This is a genomic window from Rhodobacter sp. CZR27 (assembly GCF_002407205.1).
GTDB lineage: Bacteria > Pseudomonadota > Alphaproteobacteria > Rhodobacterales > Rhodobacteraceae > Cereibacter_A.
Genome location: NZ_CP023548.1, coordinates 54,320 through 69,213, shown reverse-complemented (window position 1 = coordinate 69,213; position 14,894 = coordinate 54,320). Strand labels below are relative to the sequence as shown.

General features: G+C 71.1%; 12 protein-coding genes. 2 read left to right on the top strand and 10 right to left on the bottom strand.

From position 1 onward, the window contains the following. Nucleotides 1-59 precede the first annotated feature (59 nt). The 5 genes from lpxK to CK951_RS00270 all read right to left on the bottom strand — a co-directional run bounded on the left by lpxK (nt 60) and on the right by CK951_RS00270 (nt 4,515). Nucleotides 60-1,052: a tetraacyldisaccharide 4'-kinase gene (gene lpxK, locus CK951_RS00290; RefSeq protein WP_096784280.1), complete on the bottom strand. Its 993-nt coding sequence runs from the start codon at nt 1,050-1,052 to the stop codon at nt 60-62. Beyond that, on the bottom strand, nt 1,052-2,242 hold the full coding sequence (locus CK951_RS00285) for a 3-deoxy-D-manno-octulosonic acid transferase (protein WP_096784279.1): 1,191 nt from the start codon (nt 2,240-2,242) through the stop codon (nt 1,052-1,054). The genes lpxK and CK951_RS00285 overlap by 1 nt, the downstream gene beginning before the upstream one ends. A 12-nt stretch (nt 2,243-2,254) precedes the next feature. Continuing rightward, nucleotides 2,255-2,500: a DUF4170 domain-containing protein gene (locus CK951_RS00280; protein WP_096784278.1), complete on the bottom strand. Its 246-nt coding sequence runs from the start codon at nt 2,498-2,500 to the stop codon at nt 2,255-2,257. Nucleotides 2,501-2,575: 75 nt separating this feature from the next. Next, nucleotides 2,576-3,316 carry an NYN domain-containing protein gene (locus CK951_RS00275; RefSeq protein WP_096787109.1) on the bottom strand — a complete coding sequence of 247 codons (741 nt, stop codon included), beginning with the start codon at nt 3,314-3,316 and terminating at the stop codon, nt 2,576-2,578. A gap of 68 nt (nt 3,317-3,384) precedes the next feature. Then, nucleotides 3,385-4,515 carry an S-(hydroxymethyl)glutathione dehydrogenase/class III alcohol dehydrogenase gene (locus CK951_RS00270; protein ID WP_096784277.1) on the bottom strand — a complete coding sequence of 377 codons (1,131 nt, stop codon included), beginning with the start codon at nt 4,513-4,515 and terminating at the stop codon, nt 3,385-3,387. A 204-nt stretch (nt 4,516-4,719) separates the two neighbouring features. Here CK951_RS00270 and CK951_RS00265 point away from each other — a divergent pair, with 204 nt between their 5' ends. Further along, complete coding sequence (locus tag CK951_RS00265) at nt 4,720-4,995, top strand: I78 family peptidase inhibitor (protein WP_096784276.1); 276 nt, start codon at nt 4,720-4,722, stop codon at nt 4,993-4,995. 129 nt (nt 4,996-5,124) lie between these two features. After that, nucleotides 5,125-6,729 carry a DNA polymerase Y family protein gene (locus tag CK951_RS00260; RefSeq protein WP_096784275.1) on the top strand — a complete coding sequence of 535 codons (1,605 nt, stop codon included), beginning with the start codon at nt 5,125-5,127 and terminating at the stop codon, nt 6,727-6,729. 17 nt (nt 6,730-6,746) lie between these two features. Here CK951_RS00260 and CK951_RS00255 read toward each other — a convergent pair whose 3' ends face one another. The 5 genes from CK951_RS00255 to dapE all read right to left on the bottom strand — a co-directional run bounded on the left by CK951_RS00255 (nt 6,747) and on the right by dapE (nt 14,893). After that, nucleotides 6,747-9,533: an error-prone DNA polymerase gene (locus tag CK951_RS00255; protein WP_096787108.1), complete on the bottom strand. Its 2,787-nt coding sequence runs from the start codon at nt 9,531-9,533 to the stop codon at nt 6,747-6,749. Between the two features lie 172 nt (nt 9,534-9,705). Continuing rightward, nucleotides 9,706-10,959, bottom strand: a complete 1,254-nt coding sequence (locus CK951_RS00250) for a lytic murein transglycosylase (protein WP_096784274.1) — start codon at nt 10,957-10,959, stop codon at nt 9,706-9,708. A gap of 75 nt (nt 10,960-11,034) precedes the next feature. Next, nucleotides 11,035-13,287, bottom strand: coding sequence for a ribonuclease R (gene rnr / locus CK951_RS00245; RefSeq protein ID WP_096784273.1), 2,253 nt, complete (start codon nt 13,285-13,287; stop codon nt 11,035-11,037). 50 nt (nt 13,288-13,337) lie between these two features. After that, nucleotides 13,338-13,754 (bottom strand): GNAT family N-acetyltransferase, encoded by a 417-nt coding sequence (locus tag CK951_RS00240; protein WP_096784272.1) that lies wholly within the window; start codon nt 13,752-13,754, stop codon nt 13,338-13,340. Continuing rightward, on the bottom strand, nt 13,751-14,893 hold the full coding sequence (gene dapE / locus CK951_RS00235) for a succinyl-diaminopimelate desuccinylase (protein WP_096784271.1): 1,143 nt from the start codon (nt 14,891-14,893) through the stop codon (nt 13,751-13,753). Before dapE ends, CK951_RS00240 begins: the two co-directional genes overlap by 4 nt. Nucleotide 14,894: the final 1 nt, after the last annotated feature.

Sequence of the window (14,894 nt, the reverse complement as noted above, 5' to 3'; positions counted from 1 at the left end):
AAGCCCGCCGAGCAGGGCTGACGCGTCACCCGCCGGGCGGCGACTGCGCCAGATCGGACCTAAGCTGCCAGCCCGAGACGGTCCAGCGCCGCATCGAGCGGCGCCCAGTCGTCCGGCTCCAGCCGCACCGGAAGCGTCAGCACCTTGGGGCGGAACGACGCCGGCAGGCGGACGGCGTCCTTCTCGGTGGTGACAAGCTGCGCGCCCAGCGCCATGGCCTCGATCTCCAGCCGCCGCATCAGCGCCTCGCCCAGCGGCTGGTGATCGTCCAGCGCCTCGGCCCGAACGAGCTCCGCCCCCTCGGCCCGGAGCGAGGCAAAGAACTTCTCGGGTCGGCCGATGCCGGCGAAGGCCAGCACCCGCGCGCCCTGCCAGTCCATCCCCATCCGAAGGGTGCGGAGCTGTGCGGTCAGCCGCGGCACCGGCAGGTCGGGCCAGTCGCCCGCGAAGCGCCGCTGCGCGGCCTCGTCGCCGATCGACAGGATCAGGTCGGCGCGCGCCAGCCCCACCGCCACCGGCTCGCGCAGCGGTCCGGCGGGCAGGCAGCGGCCGTTGCCGAAGCCGACCGCGGCATCGACGACCACCAGCGAGAGATCCTTGACCACCGAAGGGTTCTGGAAGCCGTCGTCGAGCAGGATCACCCGCGCACCCGCCGCCTCGGCGGCGCGAACGCCCGCCGCGCGGTCGCGGGCGATCCAGGCGGGGCCGAAGGCCGCGATCAGCAGCGGCTCGTCCCCCACGTCCGCCGCGCGATGCCGGCGCGGATCGACGCGAACCGGACCCTCGAGCTGCCCGCCATGCCCGCGCGAGACGACATGCGCCTCGATCCCGCGCGCCTGAAGCCGCTGCATCAGCGCGATGGTCGCCGGCGTCTTGCCGGTGCCGCCGGCGTTCAGGTTGCCGATGCAGATGACCGGAACCGAGGCGCGATGGCCCGCGGCCCGCAGCCGCCGCGCGGTGGCCGCGGCGTAGAGGCGGCCCAGCGGCGCCAGCAGCCGCGCGGGCCAGGCGGGCCGATCGGGCGGCGTGAACCAGAAGCCGGGCGGGCGCATCACGGATCCCTGTCCACGAGGCGCCCGGCAAGCGCGACGAACCGGTCCGTCACCTCGGTTCCGTCCGAGGCCACGGCCCAGCCGGCATGCGCCAGCCGCGCCACCCGGTCCGGCGCCAGAAGATCCGCCAGCGCCTCGGCCAAGCCCCGTGCGGAATTGACCGGCATCGAGGCCCGCGCCGCCACCAGACGCGACAGGGTGACGCCATGGATGCCGGATCGCGGGCCGTGGACGATGGCCGAGCCGAGCGAGGCGGCCTCCATCGGATCGCGGATGCAGCCCCCGGTGAGGCTGCCGCCGAGCCACGTCACCGGCGCCAGCCGATACCAGAGGCCGAGTTCGGCCGCCCCGTCGGCCACGAAGACCTCGGTCTCGGCGTCGGGCTCCTCGTCGGCCGAGCGGCGAGCGACCTTCCAGCCCTCCCTCTCCTGCAGGATCGTCGCCAGCGGACCCGCGCGCTCGGGGTCCTGCGGCACGATGATCAGCAAAAGCCGGTGCGCAAGCTTCAGCGCGGCATGGTGCGCGGCGATCACTGCGGCCTCCTCGGCCTCGGGCAGGCCGGCGGCCAGCCAGACCTGCCGGGTGGCCAGAAGCCGCGCCAGCGCCGCGCGCTCGGCTTCGGTGCAGGGCAGCGCAAGGCTGCCCTCCTCCAGCCGCCCGGCGACCTGCGTGATGGCGGGCGGGCTGCCGGCGCGCCGGAAGGCGCGCGCCGCGGCCTCGTCCACGGTGAAGACATGGCGGAAGCGCGACAGCAGGCTGCGCATCTGCCCCGGCCACCAGCTTTCCCGCCCCGGCAGGACGCGCGGCGCTACGCCGTCGATCATGGCCAGCGGGATCGAGCGGGCAGAAGCCTCGTGGATCAGCGTGGGGCGCAGCTCGCCCTCGGACATGAAGGCGGCGTCGGGCTTCCAATGGTCGAGAAAGGCCGCCACTGCCGACTGCGTGTCCGCCGGGGGCGGCTGCACGATCAGGATCCCGCCCGAACTCACCTGCGCATCGGTGGTCAGCAAGACCGGGAAACCCTCGTCCAGGATGATGCGCCGCCCGAGTTCGGCCATCGGCCGCGCTGCATCGCGCGACGGCGCGTGCAGCCACACCAGCTTGCCCAGCGGCCGCGGCGGGCGCACCGGCCCCTCGGCGGCCTCACGCCGCGAGGCGGTTCCGAGCGGGAGGCCGAAGGAGTTCGCCATGCGGGGGTCGTGTCAGCTCCCGAGTTCTTCGGTGGCGGAGGCGGGCTGTTCCTCGTCCCGCAGCCGGTGGATATGGGCGATGAAGTAGCGGACGTGGGCATCGTCCACCGTGCGCTGCGCCTCGGCCTTCCAGGCGGAATAGGCCGAGGCATAGTCGGGGAACATGCCGACGATGTGGATGGCCTTCACGTCCTTGAACACGTTTTTCGTGGGGCTGACGAGTTCGCCGCCGAAAACGAGGTGAAGACGCTGGGCCATGTCGCTGCTCCTTGGGCTGGGCGGAATGTCGCGCACCCTAGACGAAGTGCGGCAGGGGTCAAGGACTGCCGGGCCTCAGGCGAGGTCGCGCGCCTGAAGCTGGCCGCCCGGCCCGGGCTTCACCTCGAACCGGCTGATCTTCTTGATCAGGTCCGAAAGCTTGGCGCTGCCGTAGGTCCGCGTGTCGAAGTCAGGATTGGCCTGCGTGATGAACTGGCCGATCTGGCCCAGCGTATACCACTCGCCCTCGGGGTCGATGGCGCGCATGGCCGCGACGATCAGGGGAATCGCCTTCATCGGCTCTTCCTTCTGGCCGCGCGGGGCGGGGGCGGGCTGCGGCTCGCCGATGGGGCGCGCGACGGGCGCCGGCTCGTCGCCGCCGAGGTTCTCGACGTAGATGAAGCGCTTGCAGGCCATGCGGAAGGCTTCCGGCGTCTTCTTCTCGCCGATGCCATAGACGTCGAGGCCCTGCTCGCGAATGCGGGCGGCCAGCCGGGTGAAGTCGCTGTCCGAGGAGACCAGCACGAAGCCGTCGAAGAGCCCGGAATGCAGGAAATCCATCGCCGAGATCACGAGGCCGATGTCCGAGGCGTTCTTGCCCTTGGTGTTCGAGAACTGCTGGTCGGCGACGAGGCCAAGGGCCGCCACCTTCTTGGCCCAGGCGTTGAGCCGCATCGCGGACCAGTCGCCATAGATCCGGCGGACGGAAGCTTCGCCCAGCGCCGCGATTTCCTCGAAGATCGCCTCGGCATAGTTGGCCGGCACGTTGTCGGCGTCGATCAGCACGCAAAGGCGCGGAGCACGGGTATCGGGCATCATTGTTCCTTTTTCATCTTACTGCCCCAGAACGCGGGCCCGCGAAAGGGCCCGCGCCACCGAATGGATCAGTAGACCACGACCGAGCGGATGCTCTCGCCGGCATGCATCAGGTCGAAGCCGCGGTTGATCTCGTCGAGCGAGAGCGTGTGCGTGATCATCGGGTCGATCTGGATCTTTCCTTCCATGTACCAGTCGACGATCCTCGGCACGTCGGTCCGGCCGCGCGCGCCGCCGAAGGCCGAGCCCTTCCAGACCCGCCCCGTCACCAGCTGGAACGGCCGGGTCTGGATCTCGGCCCCCGCCGGCGCCACGCCGATCACGATGGACTGGCCCCAGCCGCGGTGGCACGCCTCGAGCGCCTGGCGCATCACCTTCACATTGCCGGTGCAGTCGAAGGTGTAGTCCGCCCCGCCGATCTGGTCGAAGGGCGTCTTGGTCATATTGACCAGATGGGCAACGATGTCGCCCTCGATCTCGGTCGGATTGACGAAATGCGTCATGCCGAACCGCTCGCCCCACTCCTTCTTCGCGTTGTTGAGGTCCACGCCGATGATCATGTCGGCGCCGGCAAGGCGCAGGCCCTGGATCACGTTCAGCCCGATGCCCCCCAGCCCGAAGACCACCGCCTTGGCGCCGATCTCGACCTTCGCCGTGTTGATCACCGCGCCGATGCCGGTGGTCACGCCGCAGCCGATGTAGCAGATCTTGTCGAAGGGCGCGTCCTCGCGGACCTTCGCCACCGCGATCTCGGGCAGCACCGTGTAGTTCGAGAAGGTCGAGCAGCCCATGTAGTGCAGGATCGGCGTGCCATCGAGCATCGAGAAGCGGCTCGTGCCGTCGGGCATCAGCCCCTGGCCCTGCGTGGCGCGGATCGAGGTGCAGAGGTTCGTCTTCTGGCTGAGGCACGACGGGCACTGCCGGCATTCCGGCGTGTAGAGCGGGATGACGTGGTCGCCGGGCTTGACGCTCGTCACGCCGGGGCCGACCTCGACCACCACGCCCGCGCCCTCGTGCCCGAGGATCGCCGGGAACAGCCCCTCGGGATCGGCGCCCGAGAGCGTGAACTCGTCGGTGTGGCAGATGCCGGTGGCCTTGATCTCGACCATCACCTCGCCGGCCTTCGGGCCCTCGAGGTTCACCTCCATGATCTCCAGCGGTTGTCCGGCGGCAACGGCGACGGCGGCTTTCGTCCTCATTGGTTCCCTCCCTCTGTTGTTTGCGCCAGAGTGCGGCAATCGGCTGCGGGCCGCAACGGGCCTTGCGCCGGCTCTCGGCCGGCGGTGCGTCAGGGCATCACGGAGCCGTGAAGGAACCCCGCGGAGCGGTTTTCAGGTCCGCTCCTTGCCTTGTTTCCGACACACGGCGCGACTAGCTTGCGCGCCGTTTCACCGGAGACCCTGATGCGCCGCACACTGATCCTTCTGACCGCCCTCGCCAGCCTGTCTGCCTGCGGCAAGGACAAGGAAACGGAAATTGTCCTGCCCACCGACAGCTGCGGCGCGGTGCGGCTGAAGGGTCTGGTCGGCCAGCCAGTCGAGGTGTTCGACTCGATCCGCTTCAGCCAGCCGGTGCGGATCGTTCGCCCGGGGGATGTGGTGACGATGGACTTCAGCCCGGCCCGCCTGACGGTCGAAACCACCGCGACCGACCGCATCAGCCGCCTCTCCTGCGGCTGACTCGGACTTTGCCGATGCTTTCCGGCGGCCTGAAATCGGAGTGCGGCCTGCCACTACGCCGCCCTTCCCGGCCCTGACTCGACTCCTTCGTCCTGCCCGCGGTATCCTGAACGAAACAGGAACATGTGGATGGCGCAGCGACGGATTCTCTCCCTCTGGTTTCCCCGGCTCGGGGTAGAGCGTGTCCTGCGGCGGCGGAACGACGCCTTGCCGCCCCCGCTGGCGGTGGTGGAAGAGCGGGGCGGCGCGCAAGTCCTGACCTCGGTCTCGGTCGAGGCCGAGGCGCTGGGTCTCGGCCCCGGCCTGCCGCTGCGCGACGCGACCGCGATCTGCCCCGTCCTCGAGACCTGCGCCGAGGATGCGGCGGCCGAGGCCGCCTTTCTCACGGTGCTTCGCCGCTGGGCAGGCAAGTTCTCGCCATGGATCGCGGAAGAACCTCCCGCGGGCCTGACGGTCGATCTTACCGGCTGCGCCCATCTCTTCGGCGGCGAGGCAGCCCTGCTCGGCGTGGTCGAGGCCGATTGCGCGGCACTGGGCCTGTCGGTCCGCGCGGCCATCGCCGATACGCCCGGCGCGGCCTGGGCCTTGGCGCGCCATGCGGGGCGTCAGGCCACCGCGGCGCGCAGCGGCGACGCCATCGAGCAGGAGGCGCACGCGACCCGCTCGCGCGCGGCGAAGCGGCGGATGCTGCCTCCGCCGCCCGGCGGCACGCTGGGGATGATCGCCGCCACCGGGCACATGCGGCAGGCGCTCGGCCCGCTGCCCGTGGCCGCGCTGCGCCTTCCCGAGGAGACGGCGCTGGGCCTTACCCGTCTGGGCCTGCGCCGGGTGGCCGATCTCATGGACCTGCCGCGCGCCACCCTCGCCCGCCGCTTCGGGCTCGAGGTGCTGCGTCGGCTGGATCAGGCGCTGGGACTGGAGCCCGAGCCGGTCTCGCCGGCCAGCGCGCCGCTGCATTTCGCGGTGCGCCTGACGCTGCCCGAGCCGATTGGCCTCCTGGCGGATGTCGAGGCCGGCTTGGACCGGCTGCTGCCCCCGCTCTGCGCCCGGCTGAAGGAAAGGGGGCGCGGCGCGCGGCGGGTGCGGTTGCAGGCGTTCCGGACCGACGGGCAGGTGCCGACGGTCGAGGTCGGCCTCGCCCGCCCCGCCGACAGCCCCGACCGCATCCGGCCGCTTCTCGCGCTGAAGCTGCCGGGGATCGACGCGGGCTTCGGCATCGACACCCTGCGCCTGTCGGCGGTCGAGACCGAGCCGATGCTGGCCCGCCCCCATCGCGGCCCGGCCGAGGCGGCGGGCCGTGCGGATGCGCTGGGGGACCTGATCGGCCGCCTCGGCGCGCGACTGGGGATGGAAGCGGTGACACGCCTCCACCCGGCCGAGAGCCACATTCCAGCAAAATCCGCCCTGATCCTGACCGCGGCCTGGTCCGAGCCCGCCGGTCCGTGGCCCGACCCCTCTGCCCCGCGCCCGCTGGTCCTGTTCCCGCCCGAGCCGGTGGAGGCCGATGGCTCTCCCCCCACCCGCCTGCGCTGGCGCCGCCGCGAGCGTCGGGTGGTGCGGGCGGAAGGCCCCGAGCGCATCCTGCCGGAATGGTGGCTCGACGATCCCGACTGGCGCTCGGGGCCGCGGGATTACTGGCGGCTGGAACTCGACGAGGGCGAGCGGGTCTGGATGTTCGAGGCGATGGGGGGCCTCTTGTCCGGCGGGTGGTGGTTCGAGGGCGAGATGGCCTGAGGCCGGCGGGCCTGGCCTCACACCATCTCGCGCAAGAGCGCCATCGGATGGGCGCGGAGCGTGAGGCGGAAGGCCACGTAATCCTCGACCACCTGCTGGCCGAGCGTCATCTCGGCCAAGGCCACCGCGGGCTCCACGATCCCCTCGCCGTCCAGATCGCCCGCAAAGAGCGGCAGGGGCTTGTCGCCCGAGAGCGCGCGGGCCTGCCACATCGCCTCGCGCCGCGAAAGGCCGAGGGCTGCGAAGCAGTCGGCCTCCGCCAGCCGCGTCACGGTCGCGGGCGCGACGCCGGCACGGCGCCAGACATCCTCGACCGCGCGATAGCCGTTGCCGCGGGCGGCCGCGATCCAGAGCGCCTCCTCCTCGGCCACGCCCTTGATCTGGCGGAAGCCAAGGCGCAGGGCGAGGCGGCCCCGCCCGTCCGGCTCCATGATGTTGTCCCAGCGGCTGGCGTTGATGCAGGGCGGCAGCACCACGACTCCATGCGCGCGGGCGTCGCGCACGATCTGCGCCGGGGCATAGAAGCCCATCGGCTGCGAGTTCAGCAGCGCACAGGCGAAGATGCCGGGGTGGTGGCACTTGATCCAGGCCGAGGCATAGACGAGGAAGGCGAAGCTCGCCGCGTGGCTCTCGGGGAAGCCGTAGGAGCCGAAGCCCTCGATCTGCGAGAAGCAGCGCGTGGCGAAGTCCTCGTCATAGCCGTTGGCCCGCATCCCCTCCATGAAGCGGTCCTTCAGCGCCGTCACGTTGCCGTGCTTCTTGAAGGTGGCGAGCGCGCGGCGCAGGCGGTCGGCCTCATCCGGGGTGAAGCCCGCGCCGATGATGGCGATCTGCATCGCCTGCTCCTGGAACAGCGGCACGCCCAGCGTCTTGCCCAGCACGCGGCCCAGTTCGTCCGAGGGGAAGCTGACCTCCTCCTCGCGGTTGCGGCGGCGGATATAGGGATGGACCATGTCGCCCTGGATCGGCCCGGGGCGGATGATCGCGACCTGGATCACGAGGTCGTAGAAGCAGCGCGGCCGCATCCGGGGCAGGAAGTTCATCTGTGCCCGAGACTCGACCTGGAAGACGCCCAGCGAATCCGCCCGGCAGAGCATGTCGTAGGTGCGCGAGTCCTGGTCCGGCAGGGTGGCGAGGGTGTGGCGGATGCCGTGGTGGGTCTCGATCAGCTCGAACGCTTTGCGGATGCAGGTCAGCATCCCCAGCGCCAGCACGTCGACCTTGAGGATCCCCAGCGCGTCGATGTCGTCCTTGTCCCACGAGATCACCGTGCGATCCTCCATCGCGGCGTTCTCGATGGGGACGAGTTCATCCAGCCGCCCCTCGGTGATGACGAAGCCGCCGACATGCTGGGACAGGTGGCGCGGGAAGCCCTGGATCTCGTCGATCAGTTGCAGCGTCAGCCAGAGCCTGCGGTCGGCGGGGTCGAGGCCGATCTCGCGCAGGCGCTGCTCGGTCAGGCTGCCCGGCCCGCCCCAGCCCCAGATCTGGCTCGACATGGCGGCAAGCGTGTCGTCGGACAGGCCCATCGCGCGGCCGACCTCGCGCACCGCCCGCTTGCCGCGATAGTGGATGACGGTGGCGCAGAGGCCGGCGCGGTGGCGGCCGTAACGCTCGTAGATGTGCTGGATCACCTCCTCGCGGCGCTCGTGCTCGAAATCCACGTCGATGTCGGGTGGCTCGTTGCGGGCTTCGGAGACGAAACGCTCGAAGACCATGGTGCCGATCTCGGGGGAAACAGAGGTCACGCCCAGCGCGTAGCAGACGATGGAATTGGCCGCCGAGCCGCGGCCCTGGCACAGGATGCCCCGGTTACGCGCGAAGCGGACGATGTCGTGAACGGTCAGGAAATAGGGCTCGTAGCGGAGCTTGGCGATCAGGGCGAGTTCATGGGCGGCCTGCCGGTGCACGCGGTCGGGCACCCCCGCCGGATAGCGCCAGTCGAGCCCCTCGGCGGTCAGCCGCGCGAGGCGGTCGGCCGGGCTTTCGCCCCCCGCGATCTCGGACGGGTATTCGTAGCGCAGCTGGCCAAGGCAGAAGGTCAGCCGCGCCGCGATCTCGGCACTGCGGTGGATCGCATCCTCGTGGCCGCGGTAGAGGCGGAGCATCTCGGCCTCGGAGCGGATGCGCTGCTCGCCGTTCGGCAGGGCGCGCCGGCCCAGCTGGTCCACCCGGCAGCCGAGGCGGATGGCGGTCAGCACGTCGGCGAGGCGGCGGCGCGAGCCGTGGTGCATCATCGGCAGGCCCGAGGCGACGGTGGGCACGCCAAGCCGCCGCGCGAGTTCGGCCAGCCGCGCGAAGCGGGCGGCGTCCTGCCCGGCATAGGTCGGCGCAAGGATCAGCGCCACCTGCCCCGGACAGCGGCAGGCAAGCCGCCCGGCCATGTCGCGCCACTCGGCGGTCGGGCGGGCCGGCGGATGCAGCAGCATCTCCTGCCCCTCGGCATGGTCGAGAAGATCGGCAAGGCCAAGGTCGCAGCCGCCCTTCTTCGCCGCCCGCCGCCCCTTGGTCAGCAGACGGCAGAGCCGCCCCCAGCCGGCGCGGTCCCGTGGCAGGAGCGTCACGGTAAAGCCCTCGCGCGTCACGACCCGCGCGGCCGGGATCAGCCGCGGGGCGGTTCCCCGCTCGCGCGCGATCTCCTTCGCCTCGCAGAAGGCCCGCACGATCCCCGCGACCGAGTTCTCGTCCGCGATGGCAAGCGCCGGCAGCCCGAGGTCGGCCGCGCGCCGCATCAGTTCTTCCGGATGCGACGCCCCGGTGAGGAAGGTGAAGTTCGACGTGGCCGAAAGCTCGACGAAAGGCATGGCAGTGCCCGAGTCGCTTGAACGAAACAGGAACATACCCCGCCGCGGCGCGGAAGGGGAGTCCCCGGATGCGCCGTGACGCTTTACGACCGCATGCGCGCGCAGATCGGCATCCGGCGAAGTCCCCGGATGTGCCGTGACGCATTCCCGGCCACCGGCGCGGCCTTGCCGCTCAGGCGCCCTTGCGCAGACGGTTCAGGATTGCCTCGTTGGCATAGCCGTCGGCAACCAGACCCGCGGCCTTCTGCCAGGCGCGCAGCGCGGCCAGCGTGTTCGGCCCGATCATCCCGTCCACCCCGCCGGTGTCATGGCCGGCGGCCGTCAACAGCCGCTGCAGCTCCATCCTCTCCGCCGCGGCAAGCGCCCGGTCGCCCCGCGGCCAGCCGCCCGCGATGGCCGGTCCGCCGCGCAGCCGGTCCGCCAGATGGCCCACCCCGATCACATAGGCATCGGCGGGGTTGTAACGCGCGATGGCCCGGAAGTTCGGATAGATCAGGAAGGCCGCCCCCTGCGCCCCCGCCGGCAACAGCAGCGCCGCCTCGCCCGCGGGCAGCGGCGCGCCATCCACCGTCTCCAGCCCCAGCGCCTGCCAGCGCGCCGCGGGCTGCCGCAGCCCCTTGCCGCTCTGCGAGAAATCGAAGCCCCGCGGCAGCCGCACCTCGACGCCCCAGGGCTCGCCCCTGCGCCAGCCCGAGCGCGCGAGATAGGCCGCCGTCGAGGCCAGCGCGTCCGAGGGATCGTCGGACCAGATGTCCCGCCGCCCGTCGCCGGTGAAATCCACCGCATGGGCGAGATAGGAGGTCGGCATGAACTGGGTGTGCCCCATGGCCCCGGCCCAGCTTCCCGTCATCGCCTCGGGCCGCACGTCGCCAGTGTCGAGGATCTTCAGCGCCGCGATCAGCTGTTCCTCGAAGAAGGCCGCGCGCCGGCCGTCATGCGCCAGCGTCGCCAGGGCGCCCACCAGCGGATGATCCCCGCGCCGCGTGCCATAGGAGGTCTCCATGCCCCAGACCGCCACGACGATCTCCTTCGGCACGCCGAACCGCGCCTCGATCCGCGCGAGCAGCTCCCCGTGCTGCGCCAGCGCCACACGGCCATTCGCGATCCGCGTCTCGGAGACGGCTGAGTCGAGGTAATCCCAGAGCGTCCGGTTGAACTCGGCCTGATTGCGGTCGCGCGCCACGGCATCGGCATCGTAGCGGATGCCGCGGAAGGCGCGCTCGAAGGTCTCGGGCCGGATGCCCTGCGCCAGCGCGCGCGGCCGGAACCCGGTGACCCACTCCTCCAGCCCGGCCTGCGCCGCCGCATTCGGGTCCGGCACCGCAACCTCTCCCTGCATCGCCGCCGGTTGCGGCACCGCCAGCGGCTCTGCCGCCGCTACCCCTGCCGCCGCAACGAGTCCCAGACCCAGAAGGACTGCCCGCATTCCGCCCCCGCCGATCTTGTCGTTTCGGCAACCCTAGCGCGAAACGGGTGCGCGGCAAAGCGCCGCGAGGCGCCATCAGCGCCGCGTGCGCACCACGCGACGCTTCGCCTTCTCGGTCCGTGCCGCATCACGCCCCGGCTTGCGCGGCTTCGAGCGGCCCCGGCGCGGCTTCGGCCCCGGCAGGCCGCGGTCCTCGACCGTCAGCAGCTCGAGCATCAGCCCGCCGGTCATCGGCACCGCCTCGGCCAGCCGCACCGTCACCCGCTGGCCGATGCCCAGGACCGTGCCGGTATCGGCGCCCATCAGGGTCTGGCTGTCGGGATCATAGTGAAAGAATTCGCGACCGACCGAGCGGATCGGGATCAGCCCGTCCGCGCCGCTCTCGTCCAGCTTCACGAACAGCCCGAAGCGCTGCACGCCCGAGATCCGGCCGGTGAACTCCGCCCCCACCCGGTCGGACAGCCACGCCGCGAGGTAGCGGTCGGTGGTGTCGCGTTCGGCCGCCATGCTGCGCCGCTCGGTGTCCGAGATCAGCTTCGCCGTCTCCTCGAGGGTCTCGATGTCCTGCGGCGACAGCCCGTCATTGCCCCAGCCGTGGCCGAGGATCAGCGCCCGGTGCACGATCAGGTCGGAATAGCGCCGGATCGGCGAGGTGAAATGCGCATAGCTGCGCAGGCTGAGCCCGAAATGGCCGAAATTCTCGGGGTGGTAATAGGCCTGCGTCATGGAGCGCAGCGTGGTGATGTTCAGCAACTCGTCGAACTCGGTGCCCTCGGCCTGCGCGAGCAGGCGGTTCAGGTGTGAGGTCTTCAGCACCTGCCCCTTGGCCAGCGTGAAGCCCGAGGCCTCGGCCACCTCGCGCAGCGCGTCGAGCTTCTCGGGGCTCGGCTCCTCGTGAACGCGGAAAAGAAGCGGGCGGCGCAGGCGGGTCAGCTCCTCGGCGGCGGCGACATTGGCGAGGATCATGAACTCCTCGATCAGCCGGTGCGCGTCGAAACGGTCGCGGAAGGCCACGGACAGGACCTTGCCCTCGTCCGACAGCTCGATCTTGCGTTCGGGCAGGTCGAGGTCGAGCGGCTGGCGCAGCGCACGGGCGTGCTTCGTCGCGGCATAGGCGGCGTAGAGCGGGCGGATGATCTCGTCCAGCAGCGGCGCGGTCTTCTCGTCGGGCTGCCCGTCCTGCGCCGCCTGCACCTGCGCATAGTTCAGGCTCGCGCGAGAGCGCATCATGCCGCGGGTGAAGCGGTGCGAGATCTTCTCGCCCTGAGCGGACAGACGCATCCGGACCGCCATGCAGGGCCGGTCCACATCCTCGTGCAGCGAGCAGAGGTCGCCCGACAGCGCGTCCGGCAGCATCGGCACCACCCGGTCGGGGAAATAGGTCGAGTTGCCGCGCTTCCGCGCCTCGCGGTCCAGCGCCGAGCCGGGGCGGACGTAATGCGCCACATCGGCGATCGCGACCCAGAGGATATGACCACCGGGGTTCTGCGGATCGGGGTCGGGCTCGGCCAGCACCGCATCGTCGCGGTCGCGCGCATCGACGGGGTCGATGGTGACGAAGGGCAGGTGGCGCAGGTCCTCGCGTTCGCCCAGCGGCGCGGGTTCGGCGCGCTCGGCCTCGGCCAGCACCGCGTCGGGGAAGGCGTCGGGGATGCCATGCTGGTGGATCGCGATGATCGACACCGCCCGCGGCCCCATCGGATCGCCCAGCCGCGCCACGACGCGCGCCTGCGGCAGGCCGAGGCGCTTCGGCCCGGTCTGCTCGGCCTCGACCAGTTCGCCGTCGCGGGCGCCGGCGGTCAGGTCGCGGGCCACCCGCCATTCCTTGTCCTCGCCCTTGTCGATGGGCACGATCCGCCCGCCGTCCGAGCCGGCGCGGAAGATGCCGAGGATCTTATGCGCGCTGCCGCCCAGCCGCCGGATCAGCCGCGCCTCGTGGCTGTGATCCTCGCCCTCGACCGGCGTGAGACGGGCAAGGATCCGCTCGCCCTCGCCCAGCGCCGGATCGCCCTTCTTCTGCACCAGAAGGATCCGCGGCGGCTCGTCCTCGCCGCGCCATTCCAGCGGCCGTGCGAACAGGTCGCCCTGCGCATCCGGGGCAAGCACCTGAAGCACGCTGACAGGGGGCAGCTCGCCCTGCGCCGTGTAGGTGCGCTTGCGCTTGTCCAGAGCGCCGTCGGCCTCCATCTCGCGCAGCAGGCGCTTCAGCTCGATCCGTGCGGCGCTGCCCTTGATGCCGAAGGCGCGGGCGATGTCGCGCTTCGCTGTCAGGGTGGGGTTTTCGGCGATCCAGTCGAGGATCTGGCTACGGGAGGGGATCTGGTCCATGGGATTGGGGTAGCACGCAGCCGGCGCCCCGTCATCCGCAAAGCAAGCGGTCAGAGGTCGAGCACCATGTCCCGATGCGGGATCCCGGCGTCCATGTAACCCTCGCCCACCGGACGGAAACCCAGCTTCTCGTAGAAGCCCGTCGCGTGGCTTTGCGAGCCGAGCTTCACCTGCCGCAGGCCGGGCTGGTGGCGCAGTTCCTCGACCGCGGCGCGGATCAGCGCGGCGCCGATGCCGGCGCCCCGGCATCGCGCAAGCACGCAGACCCGGCCGATCTTGCCGATGTCGCCCCGCAGCAGCAGGCGGGCGGTTCCGACAGCGGTGCCGTCGATGCTGGCAAGCAGGTGGATCGCCTCGCCGTCGAGATCGTCCAGCTCGTCGGCCTCGGGAACGCCCTGCTCCTCGATGAAGACCGTGCGGCGCAGGGCGCGGCAGGCAGCCAGATCGTCGGTGCGCGCAATCCTCATGCGAAATAGTCTTTCAGGATGCGGCCGTAGATCGCCTTCAGCGCCGGGATCTGCGCGACCTCGACCCGCTCATCGACCTGATGCATGGTCTTGCCGACCAGCCCGAACTCGACCACCGGGCAATGCGCCTTGACGAAGCGCGCGTCCGAGGTGCCGCCCGAGGTCGACGGTTCAGGCCGCAGGCCGGTCTCGGCCTCGACCGCGCGGGCCACCAGATCCGAGAGGTCGCCCGGCGGCGTCAGGAAGCTTTCGCCCGAGATCTTCACGGTCAGGCCGATCTCGACACCCGTTTCAGCCTGCACCGCGGCCGCCTCGGCGGTCAGCCAATCGTTCAGGCTCGCGCCACTGTGCAGGTCGTTGAAGCGGATGTTCACCGTGGCGCGGCAGAGCGCGGGGATCACGTTGGTCGCCGGGTTGCCGGTGTCGATGGTCGTGACCGCCAGCGTGGAGGGATCGAAATGCGCCGTGCCCGCATCCAGCGGCTGCGACGACAGCCGGTCGACCAGCCGCGCCATGACGGCGACCGGGTTCTTCGCCCGGTGCGGATAGGCGGAATGGCCCTGCACGCCGCGCGCCGTGAAAAACGCTGTCATCGATCCGCGCCGGCCGATCTTCATCATCTCGCCCAGACGCTCGGGGCAGGTCGGTTCCCCCACGAGGCAGACCGACATCGCCTCGCCCTCGGTCGCCATCCAGTCCAGCAGCGCCACCGTGCCGTCCGTGGCGTCGCCCTCCTCGTCGCCGGTCAGCGTCAGGATCAGCGCGCCGTCGGGCGGCGTCTCGCGCACGAAATCGACCGCAGCGGCGACGAAGGCCGAGACGCCCGACTTCATGTCGGTGGCCCCGCGCCCCCAGAGCCAGCCGTCCGCGATCTCGCCGCCGAACGGGTCGCGGGTCCAGGCGGCGGCATCGCCGACCGGCACCACGTCGGTATGGCCGTTGAAGCCGAAGGTGCGGTTCGCGCCCTTGCGGCCCCAGCGGGCAAAAAGGTTGGGCGTGCCGTTGCGATCCACACGGGTGCAGGAAAAGCCGGCCTCGGTCAGCAGATCCTCGAGCAGCCGCAGCGCCCCGCCCTCGGCGGGCGTGACCGAGGGGCAGCGGATCAGGGCGGCCGTCAGGGCGACGGGATCGACGGGCATC